This is a genomic window from Pantoea sp. BS_8 (assembly GCF_041954965.1).
Taxonomy (GTDB): domain Bacteria; phylum Pseudomonadota; class Gammaproteobacteria; order Enterobacterales; family Enterobacteriaceae; genus Pantoea; species Pantoea stewartii.
Genome location: NZ_JAVAXU010000003.1, coordinates 193,187 through 210,200, shown reverse-complemented (window position 1 = coordinate 210,200; position 17,014 = coordinate 193,187). Strand labels below are relative to the sequence as shown.

Genomic DNA, 17,014 nt, shown 5'->3' with positions numbered 1-17,014 from the left:
CTCGCTGTCAGGCGATCAATTGTTCCATGATGCGTTGATACATCCGGCTCAGCATCTGCAAATCGGATGCTTTCACGCACTCGTTGATTTTGTGAATCGTGGCATTCACAGGCCCCAGTTCGACCACCTGCGACCCCATGCGGGCAATAAAACGCCCATCAGAGGTGCCACCAGACGTCTGCAACTGCGGCTTAATTTCATTATAGTGCGTAACGGCGTTGACTACGGCATCCACCAGTTTACCGCGTGACGTCAGGAAGGGCTGACCGGACAGCTTCCATTCAATGGTGTAGCGCAACTGATGGCGATCCAGCAGTTCTGTCACACGTTGCTGGATCAGGCTGTCGGTGAGTTCGGTACTGAAGCGGAAATTGAACTGCACGAACAGTTCACCGGGGATCACGTTATTGCTGCCGGTGCCTGCCTGGATATTGGCGATCTGCATACTGGTGGCCGGGAAGAACGCGTTGCCCTGATCCCATTCGGTCGCCACCAGTTCATTCAGCGCGGGCATCGCGCGGTGTACCGGATTATCGGCAAGCTGTGGGTAGGCCACATGGCCCTGTACCCCATGTACCGTCAGGTTAGCCGTAATCGAGCCACGGCGGCCGTTTTTCACGACGTCGCCCACGATTTCGCTGCTGGAGGGTTCGCCGACCAGGCAATAATCGAGACGTTCGTTACGCGCCATCAGCCGCTCGACCACTTTGACCGTGCCGTTGGTGCCGCTGGCTTCTTCGTCAGAAGTAATCAGAAACGCCAGTCGCCCTTTGTGGTGAGGATTGACTGCGACAAAACGTTCTGCGGCAACCACCATGGCGGCCAGCGAGCCTTTCATGTCGGCAGCACCACGACCAAACAACATGCCGTCGCGAATGGTCGGCTCAAATGGCGGATTGATCCAGCGGCTGGCGTCACCCGGTGGCACCACATCGGTATGACCAGCAAAGGCCAGGGTTTCCCCTTCACCGCGCGTAGCCCAGAAGTTCAGCGTGTCGTCGATGTTCATGGTTTCGATGTGGAAGCCGATTGCCTGCAGGCGGGCAATCAGCAGCGCCTGGCATCCGGCGTCATCGGGGCTGAGAGAGGGACGACGAATAAGCTGCTGCGTCAGCTCAATGACCGGACAAAACATATTATGACTTCTCCTGAAGAAGATTCTGGTAAAGGGTTTCACTGAAACCCAGCAGCAAGGTGCCATCGGCGGTGCGCAGCACAGGGCGCTTAATGATCGCGGGCTGCGCCAGCATCAACGCTTTGGCGCTGGCGGCATCCGTAATGCTGTCACGCTCGGATTCGGGCAGCTTGCGCCAGGTGGTACCGCGCGTATTCAGCAGGTCCTGATAACCGAGGACATCGATAAACTGCTGGAGCTGTTCGTCGGTCAGGCCGTCAGCCCGGTAATCATGAAAGCGATAATCCACGCCGGCCGCCTCTAAAAAACGCCGTGCTTTTTTGATTGTGTCGCAATTTTTAATGCCAAACATGACCCATTGCCCGCTCATCGCCTACTCCTGTCCCGTAAAAATGCGCTGAGCAGTTTACCATAGTGTGATCTTATGCAGCATCCGCCAGCGGCGCTCCGCATCGAATAAAATACGTAAACAGACAGCCCTGAGGTGTACGTAAACGGTTTCAGTTTGAGCGCTAATGATTTCCTGGTTTATCACTTCTCCTTTAAGAATTTCCTTAAATGCCATTTTTAGGCTACGTCCTGGTTAAGCACCCCGCGAAACCTGTCAGGCTAAGGCTTTGCTGAAATGTGCGTCAGCCAGCAAATCAGAAAAGACTCAGCTTTTTTGCGTCTTTGCCGATAGTACTAACAGGTGTAAACGTATTCACCAGGCGAAAAAAAAGGCGTAATATTGCCACTACAATAAGAGAGGGTTCTATGATTGACACCGAAATGGGGAACTGGAAAGAATTTATCGAAGCGATGTTACGTAACAAGTAACACGTGACGAGAAAAGCAGGGCACTTTCCCCTCTGCTGTAGTTCTTACCACACACAGAAATAAAACGGCCGCTGTTTCCAGAGGCCGTTTTTTTTGCCTGTCTGGTTCGCCAGACAGGCGGGCAGGTTAGTCGGGATGTTTCTCTTTCAGCGGGAAACGACGACGCACCAGCACAAAGAACAGCGGTACAAACAGGATGGCTAACAGCGTGGCGGAAATCATTCCCCCCATCACGCCGGTGCCCACGGAGTGCTGACTGCCTGACCCTGCGCCGCTACTGATCGCCATTGGCAGGACGCCGAAGATAAAGGCCAGTGAAGTCATCAGGATCGGGCGCAGACGCTGGCGTGAAGCCGCAAGCGTGGATTCAATCAGCTCGCCGCCCTTGCTGTTAAGCTCGTTGGCGAACTCGACAATCAGGATGGCGTTCTTCGCCGAAAGCCCGACGACGGTCAGTAGGCCGACCTGGAAATAGACGTCGTTTTCCAGCCCGCGCGTCCAGGTGGCGATCAGGGCGCCGACCACACCCAATGGCACAACCAGCATCACAGAGAACGGAATCGACCAGCTCTCATACAGGGCCGCCAGACAGAGGAACACGACCAGCAGCGAAACGGCGTACAGCGCCGGAGCCTGAGAGCCGGACAACCGCTCCTGATACGACGCCCCCGTCCACTGGAAGCCCACACCGAGCGGCAGGGATTCAACCAGCTTCTCCATTTCGTTCATCGCGGTACCGCTACTCACGCCCTCTGCGGCTTCTCCCACGATCTCCAGTGAGGAGTAGCCGTTATAGCGTTCCAGACGCGGCGAGCCCGTTTCCCAGCGGCTGGTGGCAAAGGCCGAGAAGGGCACCATGGTGCCACTGCTGTTACGCACGTACCATTTGTCGATATCATCGGGCAGCATGCGATAGGGCGCATCAGCCTGCACATACACTTTTTTTACCCGCCCCCGATCCAGAAAGTCGTTCACGTAGCTTGAGCCCCAGGCGGTGGCGAGCGTGTCGTTAATGGTATCCAGCGACACGCCCAGCGCCTGCGCTTTACGCTCATCAATATCAATTTGCAACTGTGGGCTATCATCAAGGCCGTTATGACGGACACGGGACAGAAGCGTATCTTTGCTGGCTTTGTCCAGTAGCATGTCGCGCATGGCCATGAGCTTGTCATGCCCGATGCCGCCATGATCCTGTATCTCCAGGTCGAAGCCCGATGAGCTACCCAACCCGGTAATGGCCGGCGGGCTGCTCGCAATGACCATGGCCTCATTGATGTGTTTAAAGGCTTTACCCGCGCGCTTAATGATGGCGAACGAGGTACGATCGGCGCCCGGTCTGTCACCCCAGTCTTTCAAACGGATAAACAGACGCGCGACGTTTTGTCCATTCCCGCCGGGGCCTGAACCGATCGTTGAGAAGACCGACAGCACGTTATCTTTCTCTTTCGTCAGGTAGTATTTTTCCACTTTGGCCACCACCGCCGAGGTCTGATCCATGCTGGAACCGGCGGGCAACTGGACCTGCGTCAAAATCATGCCGCGATCTTCCTGTGGCAAAAACGACGAAGGCAGGTGAAGAAACAGAAACGCCATGACGCCAATTATCCCCACATAAAGCAGCAGCCAGCGGCCGCCTGTGTGCAGAATGCGGGCAACGCCACGCTCATAGCGATCGGCATTGCGGTTGAAATGATAGTTAAACCAGCGGAAGAAGCCGCGCTCGCCGTGGTGTTCACCTTTGGCGATGGGTTTGAGCAGCGTGGCACACAGGGCTGGCGTCAGGATCATTGCGACCAGCACGGACAGGATCATGGCGGAGACAATCGTCACCGAAAACTGGCGGTAGATGGCGCCGACGGTGCCGCCAAAAAAGGCCATGGGAATAAAGACGGCGGACAGCACCAGCGCAATCCCCACCAGCGCGCCCTGAATTTGCCCCATTGATTTTCGGGTGGCTGCGCGCGGCGAGATCCCTTCCTCGCTCATGATACGTTCGACGTTTTCGACGACCACAATGGCATCGTCCACCAGCAGGCCTATCGCCAGCACCATGGCGAACATGGTCAGGGTGTTGATACTGTAGCCGAAGGCAAAGATCACACAGAAAGTGCCAAGCAGCACCACCGGCACGGCGATGGTAGGGATTAACGTGGCCCGGAAGTTCTGCATAAACAGATACATTACGCCAAATACCAGCAGAATGGCTTCCAGCAGGGTTTTGACCACATCGGTGATTGAGGCTTTGACAAAAGGCGTGGTTTCATAAGCGATCTTCGCTTCCAGCCCATGCGGAAAATAGTGTGATAACTCATCCAGACGTGCCCGCACCAGCTTATCCGTGTTCATCTCGTTGGCACCGGAGGCCAGTTTGATGCCCAGTCCGGAGGCGGCCTGGCCATTGTAGCGGCTGAGGGAATCGTATTTTTCAGCGCCGAGTGCCACCGTTGCGACATCGCCCAGCGTGACGACGGAGCCATCGGGATTATTCTTCAGGGTAATCGCTTTAAACTGGTCGGGCGTTTGCAGCATCGACTGCGCGTTCACCGTGGCGTTCAGCGCCTGATTATTGACTGCCGGCAAACCGCCTACCTGGCCGACGGCCACCTGAGTGTTCTGGGATTTGATGGCATTCACCACATCATCGGTGGTCAGGGCATAGGCGGTCAGCTTGTAGGGATCGAGCCAGATGCGCATGGCATATTGGGTGCCGTAGGCATCCACTTCACCGACACCATCAATTCGGCTTATGGGATCCTGAATATTACTGGCGACATAATCAGCAATATCTTGTTTGTTCATGCTGCCGTCAGTGGAGACAAATGCCACCATCAAAATATTACTGTCACCGGTTTTATTGACGGTCACACCTTGTGACTGCACCGGTTGAGGTAACTGACGCAGGGCTGCCTGTAACTGATTCTGGACCTGCTGACGTGCTTCGTCGGGATTGGTGCCGGCAGTAAAGGTGAGGGTGATTTGCGCCTGGCCGGTATTGCTGCTGTTCGAGGACATATACATCAGATTATCGATACCGGTCATATTCTGTTCGATAACCTGGGTAACGGTATTTTCCAGCGTTTGCGCCGAGGCACCAGGATAGGTCGCGGTTATACGCACGTTGGGCGGCGCTAAGTCGGGATATTGCTCAACGGGAAGCGAAATAATGGCGAGCGTGCCGCAAAGACACAATAAAATTGCCAAAACCCAGGCAAAAATAGGGCGGTCGATAAAGAAATTCGACATGGAATCGGCACTCCTCACTGCTTTTATTATTAATATGACCGATGCAGCGCGTAACGTACGAAAGTATTCCATGACATCACGCACGACCAGGCGACTACTTTACGTGCGGGCAGGGTTTGAAAAGTGGAGAAATTATAAAGAATGTGTAAATTGGCGCGCTTTTTCTCAACGATGTCGACGTTCAAGCCACAGGATGGTCGCCGCAACGCGTGAGCGAACCTCAAGTTTGCGCAGGATATTGCGAAGATGTACCTTCACCGTCTCTTCTGAAATTTGCAAGGTATCAGCAACGGCTTTGTTGGACAGGCCTCGCGCCACCTCCTGAAGCACGTCGCGTTCGCGTTCGGTCAGCAAACGGAACGGATCGTCGCTGTTGTGACGCGTCGCGAGCGAATGCCGGACCGCCTCGCTAAAGACATTTTCGCCCTGTGTGGCCTGTACGATCTGGTTTAGCAGGATTTCCGGTTCACTGTCTTTCAGCAAATACCCATCGGCTCCCGCATCCACCATGGCGAAGATATCACTGCGCGCATCCGACACCGTCAGCACCAGTATCCGCGAGTGGATGCCTTCATGACGAAGCGCTTTCAGCGTGTCCAGGCCCGACAACCCTTTCATATTCAGGTCGAGCAGGATGACGTCCGGTGTCAGGCGACGGGCCTCGGCCAGTGCTTCGGTGCCGTTGCTGGCTTCCGCGACGACCTGAAGCGTCGGGTCAAGCGCCAGTAACTGCCGAATACCGCGACGCATAAGCGGATGGTCGTCCACAATCATGATTGTTAAAGTCGGTTGTTCCATGTTTTCTCCCTGTCACCTGACGCTGCAGGTTGTCGCATGGGCAATGCGGTTCGTCAAGCGGCGGCTGCAGCGACCCTCTGTGGTGCTGTCATTGTAATGATTAACCCGATGGCCTGCCGTTGATCTGCCACATGCCCTGTGATGCGAGATGCAATAAAAGTAAAGCCGTGTTACGTGCGGCTAGTCAATCTCTGATGCCGGACGTGGTGGAAAGCGCAAAACAATCTGTGTTCCACACGGCTGCGAACGAATGTCTAACTGGCCAGACAAGCATGCTGCGCGCTCGGTCATGGTGATGAAACCATAATGCCCCGGGGGTTCTTCTGTGCTGATCATGCCCGTGCCGTCATCAGTGATTGTCAGTGAATGCTCACCTGTATCCGTGATCTGGTAGTCGACGGTAATCAAACGGGCATTCGCATGGCGAATGGCATTCAGGACGGCTTCCCGGGCAATTTGCAGGACGTGGACCTGTTGCCGGGCATCCAGTTGCTGCAGGCCTGGCTGGCAGGTCAACCGGATATCAGCTACAGTCTGAGACTGAAGCGGCGCAATCATCACGTGCAGAGCAGCCTCCAGATCGGCCTTTTCGATCGTCAGACGAAAGGTCGCCAGCAGTTCGCGTAGCTGGCGGTAAGCCTCTGCCAGTTCGCGATCAAAATCTGCAATGATCGCCTGTGCCGACTGATCGGAGGCGGACAGGCTGCGCCGAAGCTGCATCAGCTGTATCCGCAGGTAAGTCAGTGACTGCGCCAGCGAGTCGTGCAGTTCACGTGCAATCGTGGCGCGCTCCTCAATCAGCAGCATTTGCTGGTACTGCTTCTGGGTTTGCCAGATCCAGATCGACCGTCCCAGCATCGCGGCCAGGCTGCCCATTAGCGCGGCGGAAGGGGCCGCGCCGCCGGTTTGCCAGCGCAGCGTGCCAACACGTTGATCGTCCTGTTTCAGCGGTAAATGCTGCCAGGCCAGCGCGGGATCGTGCTGGCCCGCCTCACAGGTAAACTGCTCGCCCTGAAGCTGAATGAAGGCAATATTCTCTTTGCCGACGATGCGGTTCAGCACATCATCGAAAAGCGCCGGTTGCAGCGAACGGCTGGTCAGGATTTGTGAGCTTTCATAGAGTAAGGAGAGCGTATGATTCGCCTGGGTTAAGTCCCGGGTTTTGTCGCGGACCCGTTGTTCCAGTTGCTGATAATGGCACTGTAATTGTGCAGCCATGCTGCTGAAAGTCTGTGACAGGACTTTCAGCTCGTTCTGCTGCTGCACATGCAGGGGCGGAAAGGCAAAATTGCCGCTTTCCACATAGCGGCTGGCTCTGACCAGTGCATTGAGGGGTTTAACGACCCGCTGGCGGGTAAAGCGGATCGTCATCAGAGCGAGCGCAACAATGGCGATCACGCCCGTCAGGCTGCTGATGGCCACGACGCGCATTTTCAGTTCGGCGTAGCGCTGTAGCGCCAGTACGAAGCGGTTAATTTCGTCAACGTAGTTGGGCATTTGTTGCCGCCAGGCATCTGACGCGTTCGCCTGCAGATGCTGTGCCAGACCGGGCCAGCCTTCGCGTAAACGCTGATAGTGATTAATAACCTTGCGCGGCACCCAGGGGCGATCGAGTTCCTGTAGCACGGCGGCATCGAGCGTTTGTTGATATTGCGCCAGGTGCGCCGTCAGCAGCTGCGGATCTGCTCTGGCATCCCAGGCCAGGCGGTAACTTTGCATTCGCAGCGATCCGGCCAGATTAATGGCTTCCGCATCGCGCAGGCTACTGGAAAGCGTCAGCAGCGCCAGGCCGGTCGTCAGTAACGCCAGCAAGACAATCCACGTTAACGACAGCGCGATACTTCTGGTAACAGAGCGTTTAACAATCACGACAATAACACCTTTACTGACAGGGAATCATAAGAGCGGTGCCAGAGACACCCGACGACTTATTACAAAATGCCCGAAAACAGCGGCGCTGTGTACGCAAACTCACCCCCGTTGACGTTTCCCAGGAATGTCCACTTACGGATGAACATTACTGCCATAGCTTTACACCTTGCCCATGTTGGCTTTCATTGCCTCGCTAATACTCAACACCATGTTTTACTCAGTGACCCACGCAAGTTCGGAGGAAGTATGAAACGATTACCTGTGTACCTTAGCGCTGCTCTGTTGGCCACTGCTTCATTCTCTACTCTTGCTGCCACGGCAGTGGACCGGCAGGAAGCCCAGGGGCTGCAACGTATCGGCAGCGTCTCGGTGACAAATGTGAACGGCTCTCTGGATGATGTCACCCGCCAGCTTTCGCAGGAGGCCAAATCAGAAGGTGCCCGCCATTTCCGTGTCATCGGGGTTGATAACCCCGGCGACTCCAGCCTGTGGACCGGCACTGCCGAAATTTACCGCTAAACCCCTCTGTTACCTTCCCTGTAGCCCTTACCGGTCGCCTGTCGGCCGGTTTTTTTGTGATCTCAGAAAAGTTTTTTACAAATCGTCCGGCTTATCTCCTCGGTATATTTTGCTTCGATGTTGCATAACGGTTAGGATTCATCGCCGTAAATTCCCGCGCTGCTTTTCGTTAACTCACAGGCAAACGCACAGAGGAAGAAAACCCATTTCGCACTGCTAAACGCAATCGTTTGGATGCGCGATGACTTATGGTCAGGACAAACAGGAAGGCTATGAAATCTACGAAGAAAACCGCAGCAGACATGCGCGCTGCGAAACGACGCTGGCTCAATTCCCACGACTCCGGCTATAAGAAAGCCATGGGTAATCGTCACGTACAGATGATCGCTATCGGTGGCGCAATTGGTACAGGTCTGTTCCTGGGCGCAGGTGCCCGCTTACAGGCTGCGGGTCCCGCTCTGGCGGTAATCTATCTGGTCTGTGGCATTTTCTCCTTCTTCATTCTGCGCGCGCTGGGCGAACTGGTTTTACACCGTCCCAGCAGTGGAAGCTTTGTTTCCTATGCACGCGAGTTTATGGGTGAAAAAGCCTCCTATGTGGCAGGCTGGATGTATTTTGTTAACTGGGCCATGACCGGGATTGTCGATATCACCGCCGTGGCACTGTATATGCACTACTGGGGCGCGTTTGGCGATGTCCCACAATGGGTGTTTGCCCTGGGCGCGCTGGCGATTGTCGGTACCATGAACATGATCGGCGTAAAGTGGTTTGCCGAAATGGAGTTCTGGTTCGCGTTAGTCAAGGTGCTGGCGATAGTGATATTTCTGGTGGTCGGCGTGGTGTTCCTGGGCAGCGGTAAACCGCTGGACGGCAATGCAACAGGTTTCCACCTGGTCACGGATAACGGCGGCCTGTTCCCGCACGGCCTGTTACCGGCGCTGGTGCTGGTGCAGGGGGTGGTCTTTGCCTTCGCTTCGATCGAACTGGTGGGTACGGCCGCAGGTGAGTGTAAAGATCCGGAAACCATGCTGCCGAAAGCGATCAACAGCGTAATCTGGCGTATCGGTTTGTTCTATGTCGGTTCCGTGGTGCTGCTGGTGCTGTTACTGCCGTGGAATGCCTATCAGGCCGGGCAAAGTCCGTTTGTGACCTTCTTCTCTAAACTGGGCGTGCCGTATATCGGCAGCATCATGAATATCGTGGTCCTCAGCGCCGCGCTGTCCAGTCTGAACTCCGGTCTGTACTCGACAGGCCGTATTCTGCGCTCCATGTCGATGGGCGGCTCAGCACCGAAATTCATGTCTAAAATGAGCAGCCAGCAGGTGCCTTATGCCGGGATTCTGGTTACCGTTTGCGTCTATGTTGTCGGCGTAATACTCAACTACTATGTGCCGTCACAGGTGTTCGAGATTGTCCTGAACGTCGCGTCACTGGGGATCATTTCGTCCTGGGGCTTTATCGTGCTGTGCCAGCTGCGTCTGCGCAAAGCTATTAAAGAAGGCAAGGCCGACGACGTCAGCTTTAAGCTGCCGGGCGCGCCTTTCACTTCCTGGCTGACGCTGCTGTTCCTGTTCAGCGTGCTGGTCTTAATGGCGTTTGACTATCCAAACGGCACGTACACTATTGCCTCTATTCCGCTGATTGCGGTGATTCTGGTTCTGGGCTGGTTTGGTGTGCGTAAGCGCGTTAACGAAATTGCCGCCACGGAGCACGAGCATCACGAGCACGATGGCAAATCATCCTGACGGTGATCTTGCCTGAAATATCAATGCCAGCCTGCGTGCTGGCATTTTTTTTCGGTGTTTCGGGCGGTCTTGATGATTGCGTGCGCAGACACGTAATTCAGATAGTTTTCTTGCATCCCACGACCTATCATCATTGGCTCCCTTCTTACTTGCGGAGCGCCTATGTCGTCCAGAATCACTATCATCAAAGATAAGCTGCTGTCTGAGAACTGGTTTGTGTTGCGTAACATCACCTATGAGCTAACCGACAGCCATGGCGACGTCGTGCGTCACAAACGCGAGGTGTACGATCGCGGCAACGGTGCGACAATTCTGCTCTATAACCGTGAAAAAAACAGTGTGGTGCTGACGCGCCAGTTCCGCGTGGCGACCTACGTGAACGGTAATGAAGACGGAATGTTAATTGAGGCCTGCGCGGGTTTACTGGATGACGACTCGCCAGAGGATTGCATCCGTAAAGAGGCCATTGAAGAGACCGGCTATGCGGTAGGCGAGGTCGAAAAACTGTATTCGGTCTACATGTCACCGGGCGGCGTCACTGAACTGATTCACTTCTTTGCGGCGGAATATCACGAATCCCTGCGCGAGAACGCTGGTGGCGGTGTCGAAGATGAGGCCATTGATGTGCTGGAAATGCCTTTTCCTCAGGCCATGGCGTGGGTGAAAGACGGACGCATTCGTGATGGTAAAACCATCATGTTATTGCAGCACGCCCTGATCGCAGGCAGGCTAACGCTGTAATCCTGCACGAAGCCGATGCGCAAACCATCGCATCGGCTTTCCGCTTTATACGCACGTCATCACGCTGTCGGCGACGCACTCCGGGTGCGCCTGCAGACGCGCCAGTGCCTCGGCATACGAAGGCATCGAATGGGCCGCACCCGGTCGCTCCACACATAATGAGGCAAACGCGGCCGCATACAGCGCCGCCTGATCCAGCGCAACGCCCGCCGCGAGCCTGGCCGCCAGCGCGCCGTTAAACGCATCACCCGCGCCGGTCGTATCCAGCGGGGTGGCAGGAAACACGGGAATATGCCGTTGCTGCTGGCCGTCAGACAGTAACGCACCCGCCGTCCCCAGTGTAATAATGATCTGGCGCGCCCCTTTGCGATGCAGAATTTCTGCCGCCTGCCGGGCACTGCGGATATCGTTGACGTTGATGCCGGTCAGCAGCCTCGCTTCCGTACTGTTCGGGGTCAGCAGATCGACTTTTGCCAGCAACGTATCGCTGATTTTTTGAAACGGCGCGGGATTAAGAATCACAAAGGTATTGGCGGCCCGCGCATTATCAATCATGCGCTGTATCGCGCTCAGGTTGTTCTCGAGCTGGACCAGCAGAATGTCCGCCGCCGCGACGGTGGGTTTGCAGCGCGTGACTTCCGCCGCCGTCACGGTAAGGTTGGCGCCTGGATAGACGGAAATCATGTTTTCGGCGTCGTTTCCGGCAACGTAGATCAACGCATTGCCGGTGGGTTTCTCCTTACAGGTGAACAGTGTAATCGCATCAAACCCGGTTTTTTCCAGATGGCGGCGGGCAAACACACCAAAGTCGTCCTTGCCCACTTTGCCAATATAGTGCACCCGGGCACCCGCGCGCAGTGCGGCGGTGGCCTGATTCGCACCTTTACCGCCCGGTCCCATCATGCTGTGCTGAGCAATCAGCGATTCGCCCGGCAGGGGAAAGCGGCGCATACCGGCGACAATATCCAGATTGAATGAACCAAACACACAGACTTTGCCTTTCATTTTCGCTCCCCAAAGTGGCGTTCGGCAGCCAGGCAGGCACCACGGCAGCCCGTGTAATCGGTGGCATGACTGAACACGATCCGTAAACCGTGGCGCGTGACGGGCGGCCGCAAACTGCGCTGAATGTGGTGTTGTAACTGCGCCAGCGGAAAACCGGCCATCGCCAGCACGCCACCGCCCAGAATCAGGTATTCCGGATCGAGGATGTTCATTTCACTGGCGATCAGGTGCGCCAGCCGCTGGACGAAGGCCTGCAGATCGGGATGATCCCCGTGTCGCGCAAACAGTTGTGACAGGGCGGTGTCCGGCTGATGCGTCGCCGCCCACTGGCTCAGCCAGTGACCGGAGATCAGCGTTTCCGCACAGCCGCGATTGCCGCACGGGCAGGGCAGGTCATTGCCGGGCAGGGGAATATGCCCCAGTTCACCCGCGCCGCCATGATGACCATGATAAAAGCGGCCTTCCAGCCACAGGCTGTTGCCTAAACCGGTGCCGGGATACAATCCCACCGCGTTGTCGGGCAGGGCATCAAGCTGTAGCAGATCCCATAACATCAGGTGGTTGACGTCTTTATCCATGGCGACCGGCACGCCCAGTCGCTTGCTCAACTGGGCTGCCACAGGTTGCCCATCCAGTGCCTGAATAAAGGGTAACGAGATAACCTGCTGACGATCGCGGCTGAGAATACCCGGGAGCCCGAGCATTACGCCGCTAATCGCTTGTGACGCCAGCGTGTCAATAATCACATCGCCCAGGGCGTGAAGCGCATCCGTTTGCTGTGCCCAACTGGCGGTCGCTATTTTACGGAATCCGCACCAGTGCTGGCCGTCTTCCATCAGTTGCAGTCGGGTGCTGGTGCCACCGATATCCATTCCAAGCCAGCGTTGTTTCATGCAGACTCCTGTGCCAGTCCCTGTGCGGCATCAATGCTGCTGCGCATCATGTCCCAGGCGGTGCTGAGATCGTCATGCACGTTGAACAGGCCTGAGGTGCCGACAATCAGCACGTCTGCGCCCGCCTCCAGTAGCGTGCGGTAGGTTCGTTGATTACAGGAGCCGTCAATTTCGATGAGGAAGTCATAGCCCTGTGCCTGTTTCAGGGCCTTAAGCTGCTGGATCTTCTGCACCATCTCGGGAATAAATGGCTGCCCGGCATAACCCGGATCGACCGTCATTACGGTGATCTTCTCCAGCAGATGAATATAGTGATGAATAAACGACACGGGCGTAGCGGGATTTAAAACCACGCCCGGCTTTTTCCCCAGATGGCGGATCAGGTTGATCACCCGGAAGGCATCGCGGTTGATGGTCTCCGCATGCGGACAGATATAGTCTGCTCCCGCTTTCGCGACGGCCTCGATAAAATCGGTCGGCTGTTCCACCATCAGGTGAACGTCTATCGCTACGGGCGTATGCGGACGAATTTGCTCAATAAAGAACGGCGACAGCGTGATGTTTTTGACGTAATGCCCGTCCATGATATCAACGTGCAGGAAATCAGCGCGGGTGTTCAGGACCGCCAGCTGCTGTTTAATCTCCATCAGATTCATGCACATTAATGACGGCGAGATTTGAATACGCATCATACTTCCTTTTTCTCAGTCAAGGGATTCAGGGCCGCGCTTAAACGTTTGCTGCGCGTTACGGCCCGGCTTTCATTCAGTCGGGCTTTGCCCTGTTTAACGGCCAGCACCACAATCAATACCGCGCCCCACATTGCCAGGCTGACGTGCGGACTGATGTTCATCAGACTGAACCCGGTGGAAAGAATTTGTAGCGCGATCAGCGCCAGCACGACGCCGGTGACCCGGCCAAAGCCGCCATTGGGATCGGTGCCACCAAGGATGATGGCCAGCACGGTGAGTAAGAGATAGGCATCGCCATAACCCATGCGGGCGGAGTTAAAGCGCGCCATCATCACCAGCCCCGCCAGTACGCACAACAGGCTGGAAAGGATATATACCAGCATCACCATGCGGTGCGTGTTGATGCCGCTAAACCAGGTCGCGTTGATGTTGCTGCCGCCCATATAGATGCACTTACCGGCGCGGGTTTTGCCCAGAAACAGGGCCAGCAGGGCGGCCGCCAGCAGAAAGAGCCACAGGGGCAACGGCACGCCCAGTAAGGTATCGGCACCCAGAGCCCTTACAACGGGAGGCATACCGCTTACCGCCGCGCCTTTGGTCAGCCAGATACCGATGCCGTTAATCGTGATCATGGTTGCCAGCGTCACCAGGATGGGATGTGCGCCAATGCGCGTTACCATGACGCCGGTAATCAGGCCAATGAGTGCAGCAATCAGCATCGCACCCAGTACTGCCAGCAGTAACCACACGAGTTGCTGAGCGGTTCCGGCCCCGTCCGGCACCCTGTTTAGTAAGACCCAGGCGATAAACAGGCTGGTCAGATTGGCGGTGGTGATAAGCGCCAGATTGAGTCCGCCACTCAGGATGGCAATAAACATCGCCAGGGTGAGTAAGCCCAGTTCCGGCAGTTGGAACGCCATGCTGAGGAAAGTGGCGTCGGTAAAAAAGCGGCCGGGTAACAGAATGCCGAACAGCGCCAGCGAGAAGGCAATCAGAAGCAGCAGGCCAACATTGGTGCCATCCGGTTTTAACGCAGCGAATCTTTTCATCTCTGTTTCTCTCCTCAGACAAAGCTGACGTCAGTTTCTTTGCGCTTCTTAAAGTGGGTGACAGCAATGGCGGCCATGATGACGGTACCGACCACGATGTTCATGAAGTAGTTGGATACGCCAATCAGGTTGAGTCCGTTCTTCAGAACCGCGATCAGGAAAACCCCCATCAAGGTGCCACTGACGGTGCCCTTGCCGCCCATCAGACTGGCTCCGCCCAGTACGGTTGCCGCCAGCACATCCAGCTCACCACCCACCAGGGCGTTGGGGACGACTTCACCCATGCGGTAGACCTGAACCAGTCCGCCAATCGCGGCCATGGCCCCCAGCCAGCCATAGGCAAAGAGGGAGATCAGGCCAACGCGAATCCCGATACGCCGTGCGGATTCCGCATCGCCGCCCACGGCATAGAGTTGACGACCTAAATGTGTTTTGTTGAGGAGCAACGCTGTCAGCGCCGCAATGAGCAACAGGATGAGCAGCGGCAGGCCGAGCTGAAAGGCTTGTCCCTGCCATTCGAACGGCAGCACGTTACGCAGCGTGATCCACCAGTCCGGAAGCTGATACAGGCTGCGTCCACCGGTCACCCACATCAGCAGGCCATACAGCAGCGACTGCATACTAATGGTGATGATGATGGAGACGACCCGGAGCCAGGTGATCAGCCAGGCGTTAATGACACCAAACAGCGTGCCGCAGGCTATCGCCAGTGCAATACTCAGCGGCGCGTTAGCAAACTGGTAATGCACAAACAGCGAGGCGATCAGGTACTGCACCACAGAGGCGACGGCCGCAAAGGAAATATCAATGCCGCCGGTCACCAGCACGACAAACAGTCCGAGGGCGAAAATGCCGGTAACCGCGTAACTCTCGGCCAGATCCAGCAGGTTTTGCACGGTCAGAAACTGGTCGCTGGCGAAGGAGAAAATCACAATGAACAGCAACAATACCCACGTCAGCCAGCCCTGGCTGGAATGAGGACGTAAACGGGAAAAATCAGGCATTGATCACCTCCGCCAGTTGCTGTTGCGCTATGCGGTCTGGTTGATATTCGGCCTGGATGGTGCCCTCGCGGAAATGCAAAATGCGGTCGCAGTTGTACCAGACCTCGGGGACTTCATCGGAAATCAAAATGATCGACAGGCCTTCGCGTGCCAGTTCGTGAATAAGTTGATAAATACTCGCTTTTGCCCCCACATCCACGCCGACGGTGGGCGAATCGAGGATGAGCAGGCGCGGCTGCGTCAGGACCCATTTCGCCAGCACAATCTTTTGCTGATTGCCGCCGGACAGCGTTGAGATGGCTAACTGTGGATCGGCAACGCGCACGCCCAGTTGCTGAATCCACTGAAGAATCAGCTTGTTCTTGCGGTATTCATCAATCAGGTGGAAGCGGTTTTGCAGCTGGTTAAGAATGGGCAGCACCATATTGTCGGCCACCGATTGTTGCTGAATCAGCCCCAGCGTCAGGCGATCCTCAGATACATAGCCAATCCCGGCTTTGATGGCATCTTCATGACTGCGAAAGCGCACGGGTTTACTGTCCAGCCAGATCCTGCCGCGGTCAGGCCGGGTCATGCCGAACAGGGAAAGCGCCAGCTCAGTACGTCCCGATCCCAGCAGACCACACAGCCCCAGCACCTCACCTTCGTACAGCCGAAAATTAACATCGTGGTACTGACCTGCACGGTGCAGGTTTTCCACTTCCAGAATGACCCGATCACCGTTGCGCGTAGAAGTTTTTAACTGATAATCAAGTTTTTGCCCGGTCATCAGCTCGGTGAGATGGTGCGGCGTCATAGCCTGCGCCGGCCAGCAGCCAACCTTGCGGCCGTCGCGAATGACGGTTACGCGATCTGATATTTCCAGCACCTCGTCCAGGCGATGGCTGACAAAGACCACACAAATCTTTTTCTGTTTGAGATAGCGTACCGTGCGCAGCAGTTGATTGACTTCGGTACGGGTGAGGGAAGCGGTGGGCTCATCCATGATCACCAGCCGCGCATCCGCCGCCAGCGCGCGACAAATGGCGACCTGTTGTCGCTGAGCGATGGAAAGGTGTGCGACACTCTCGTCAAGATTGAGGTCAAACTGCAGTTCCTCAACAATACGCCGGGCACTGTCAACCAGGGTTTTGCGCTGATGCCAGCCAAATAACCCGCGCAGATTGTGTTCAAATGCGATGTTTTCGGCCACGCTCAGGTTCGGGAACAGGGACAGATCCTGATAGATGACCTGAATACCAAAGTCTCTGGCCTGCTGAGTCGAGAGGCGGGGCAAGCAGTCTCCGTCACCTAAACGAATTTCGCTGCCACGATCCGGCGCATGTACGCCGGATATCACTTTAATGAGCGTACTTTTGCCACAACCATTGGTACCGGCAAGGCAGTGCACTTCGCCCGCCAGCAAGGTCAGCGAGATATCGCTCAGAGCACGATTCCCCCCAAAGGTTTTCGACAGTTTTTCCAGGGTGATAAGCCTTTGCGGCGCGACCGATTGCATC

15 protein-coding genes are annotated in these 17,014 nt (G+C 55.9%); 4 read left to right on the top strand and 11 right to left on the bottom strand.

Going from position 1 to position 17,014, the window contains the following annotated elements; translation table 11 throughout:
• Positions 1 to 7: 7 nt before the first annotated feature.
• Both dapE and RAC65_RS09860 read right to left on the bottom strand, forming a co-directional pair.
• The gene (gene dapE, locus RAC65_RS09865) at positions 8 to 1,135 is read right to left on the bottom strand and encodes a succinyl-diaminopimelate desuccinylase (protein ID WP_324021087.1); all 1,128 of its coding nucleotides are present in this window, start codon (positions 1,133 to 1,135) and stop codon (positions 8 to 10) included.
• Between the two features lies 1 nt (position 1,136).
• A complete protein-coding gene (locus RAC65_RS09860; RefSeq protein WP_133745420.1) occupies positions 1,137 to 1,505 on the bottom strand; it encodes an ArsC family reductase in 369 nt (122 codons plus the stop codon).
• Positions 1,506 to 1,891: 386 nt separating this feature from the next.
• Here RAC65_RS09860 and ypfM point away from each other — a divergent pair, with 386 nt between their 5' ends.
• Entirely contained in the window at positions 1,892 to 1,954 is a 63-nt protein-coding gene (gene ypfM / locus RAC65_RS09855) for a protein YpfM (protein ID WP_139015967.1), read from the top strand.
• Between the two features lie 126 nt (positions 1,955 to 2,080).
• Here ypfM and acrD read toward each other — a convergent pair whose 3' ends face one another.
• The 3 genes from acrD to narQ all read right to left on the bottom strand — a co-directional run bounded on the left by acrD (position 2,081) and on the right by narQ (position 7,864).
• On the bottom strand, positions 2,081 to 5,197 hold the full coding sequence (gene acrD, locus RAC65_RS09850; protein WP_033740838.1) for a multidrug efflux RND transporter permease AcrD: 3,117 nt from the start codon (positions 5,195 to 5,197) through the stop codon (positions 2,081 to 2,083).
• Positions 5,198 to 5,362: 165 nt separating this feature from the next.
• Positions 5,363 to 5,995, bottom strand: coding sequence for a response regulator (locus tag RAC65_RS09845; protein ID WP_033740837.1), 633 nt, complete (start codon positions 5,993 to 5,995; stop codon positions 5,363 to 5,365).
• A gap of 180 nt (positions 5,996 to 6,175) precedes the next feature.
• The gene (gene narQ, locus RAC65_RS09840) at positions 6,176 to 7,864 is read right to left on the bottom strand and encodes a nitrate/nitrite two-component system sensor histidine kinase NarQ (RefSeq protein WP_375096642.1); all 1,689 of its coding nucleotides are present in this window, start codon (positions 7,862 to 7,864) and stop codon (positions 6,176 to 6,178) included.
• A 249-nt stretch (positions 7,865 to 8,113) separates the two neighbouring features.
• Between narQ and RAC65_RS09835 the strand changes: the two genes are divergently transcribed.
• The 3 genes from RAC65_RS09835 (at position 8,114) to nudK (ending at position 10,872) form a co-directional block, all read left to right on the top strand.
• Positions 8,114 to 8,386 carry a DUF1471 domain-containing protein gene (locus tag RAC65_RS09835; RefSeq protein WP_006118378.1) on the top strand — a complete coding sequence of 91 codons (273 nt, stop codon included), beginning with the start codon at positions 8,114 to 8,116 and terminating at the stop codon, positions 8,384 to 8,386.
• Between the two features lie 272 nt (positions 8,387 to 8,658).
• Positions 8,659 to 10,131 carry an L-asparagine permease gene (gene ansP, locus RAC65_RS09830; RefSeq protein WP_033740834.1) on the top strand — a complete coding sequence of 491 codons (1,473 nt, stop codon included), beginning with the start codon at positions 8,659 to 8,661 and terminating at the stop codon, positions 10,129 to 10,131.
• 162 nt (positions 10,132 to 10,293) lie between these two features.
• On the top strand, positions 10,294 to 10,872 hold the full coding sequence (gene nudK, locus RAC65_RS09825; protein ID WP_375096641.1) for a GDP-mannose pyrophosphatase NudK: 579 nt from the start codon (positions 10,294 to 10,296) through the stop codon (positions 10,870 to 10,872).
• A gap of 45 nt (positions 10,873 to 10,917) precedes the next feature.
• Here the strand turns inward: nudK and RAC65_RS09820 are convergent, their stop codons facing one another.
• Genes RAC65_RS09820 through RAC65_RS09795 form a run of 6 tightly spaced genes read right to left on the bottom strand, consistent with a single transcriptional unit; the run spans position 10,918 to position 17,013 of the window.
• Positions 10,918 to 11,877, bottom strand: coding sequence for a ribokinase (locus RAC65_RS09820; protein WP_033740832.1), 960 nt, complete (start codon positions 11,875 to 11,877; stop codon positions 10,918 to 10,920).
• Positions 11,874 to 12,770 (bottom strand): allose kinase, encoded by an 897-nt coding sequence (gene alsK / locus RAC65_RS09815; protein WP_039339900.1) that lies wholly within the window; start codon positions 12,768 to 12,770, stop codon positions 11,874 to 11,876. The genes RAC65_RS09820 and alsK overlap by 4 nt, the downstream gene beginning before the upstream one ends.
• On the bottom strand, positions 12,767 to 13,459 hold the full coding sequence (gene alsE, locus RAC65_RS09810) for a D-allulose 6-phosphate 3-epimerase (RefSeq protein ID WP_039339898.1): 693 nt from the start codon (positions 13,457 to 13,459) through the stop codon (positions 12,767 to 12,769). The genes alsK and alsE overlap by 4 nt, the downstream gene beginning before the upstream one ends.
• Positions 13,459 to 14,511, bottom strand: a complete 1,053-nt coding sequence (locus tag RAC65_RS09805; RefSeq protein WP_375096640.1) for an ABC transporter permease — start codon at positions 14,509 to 14,511, stop codon at positions 13,459 to 13,461. Before RAC65_RS09805 ends, alsE begins: the two co-directional genes overlap by 1 nt.
• Positions 14,512 to 14,525: 14 nt before the next feature.
• Positions 14,526 to 15,515: an ABC transporter permease gene (locus RAC65_RS09800; RefSeq protein ID WP_375096639.1), complete on the bottom strand. Its 990-nt coding sequence runs from the start codon at positions 15,513 to 15,515 to the stop codon at positions 14,526 to 14,528.
• Complete coding sequence (locus RAC65_RS09795) at positions 15,508 to 17,013, bottom strand: sugar ABC transporter ATP-binding protein (RefSeq protein WP_375096671.1); 1,506 nt, start codon at positions 17,011 to 17,013, stop codon at positions 15,508 to 15,510. Before RAC65_RS09795 ends, RAC65_RS09800 begins: the two co-directional genes overlap by 8 nt.
• Position 17,014: the final 1 nt, after the last annotated feature.

Bases quoted from the DNA above. Each gene is read 5' to 3' on its own strand.
- dapE (WP_324021087.1), bottom strand. From the start codon at position 1,135: ATGTTTTGTCCGGTCATTGAGCTGACGCAGCAGCTTATTCGTCGTCCC.
- RAC65_RS09860 (WP_133745420.1), bottom strand. From the start codon at position 1,505: ATGAGCGGGCAATGGGTCATGTTTGGCATTAAAAATTGCGACACAATC.
- acrD (WP_033740838.1), bottom strand. From the start codon at position 5,197: ATGTCGAATTTCTTTATCGACCGCCCTATTTTTGCCTGGGTTTTGGCA.
- RAC65_RS09845 (WP_033740837.1), bottom strand. From the start codon at position 5,995: ATGGAACAACCGACTTTAACAATCATGATTGTGGACGACCATCCGCTT.
- RAC65_RS09835 (WP_006118378.1), top strand. From the start codon at position 8,114: ATGAAACGATTACCTGTGTACCTTAGCGCTGCTCTGTTGGCCACTGCT.
- ansP (WP_033740834.1), top strand. From the start codon at position 8,659: ATGAAATCTACGAAGAAAACCGCAGCAGACATGCGCGCTGCGAAACGA.
- nudK (WP_375096641.1), top strand. From the start codon at position 10,294: ATGTCGTCCAGAATCACTATCATCAAAGATAAGCTGCTGTCTGAGAAC.
- RAC65_RS09820 (WP_033740832.1), bottom strand. From the start codon at position 11,877: ATGAAAGGCAAAGTCTGTGTGTTTGGTTCATTCAATCTGGATATTGTC.
- alsK (WP_039339900.1), bottom strand. From the start codon at position 12,770: ATGAAACAACGCTGGCTTGGAATGGATATCGGTGGCACCAGCACCCGA.
- alsE (WP_039339898.1), bottom strand. From the start codon at position 13,459: ATGCGTATTCAAATCTCGCCGTCATTAATGTGCATGAATCTGATGGAG.
- RAC65_RS09805 (WP_375096640.1), bottom strand. From the start codon at position 14,511: ATGAAAAGATTCGCTGCGTTAAAACCGGATGGCACCAATGTTGGCCTG.
- RAC65_RS09800 (WP_375096639.1), bottom strand. From the start codon at position 15,515: ATGCCTGATTTTTCCCGTTTACGTCCTCATTCCAGCCAGGGCTGGCTG.
- RAC65_RS09795 (WP_375096671.1), bottom strand. From the start codon at position 17,013: ATGCAATCGGTCGCGCCGCAAAGGCTTATCACCCTGGAAAAACTGTCG.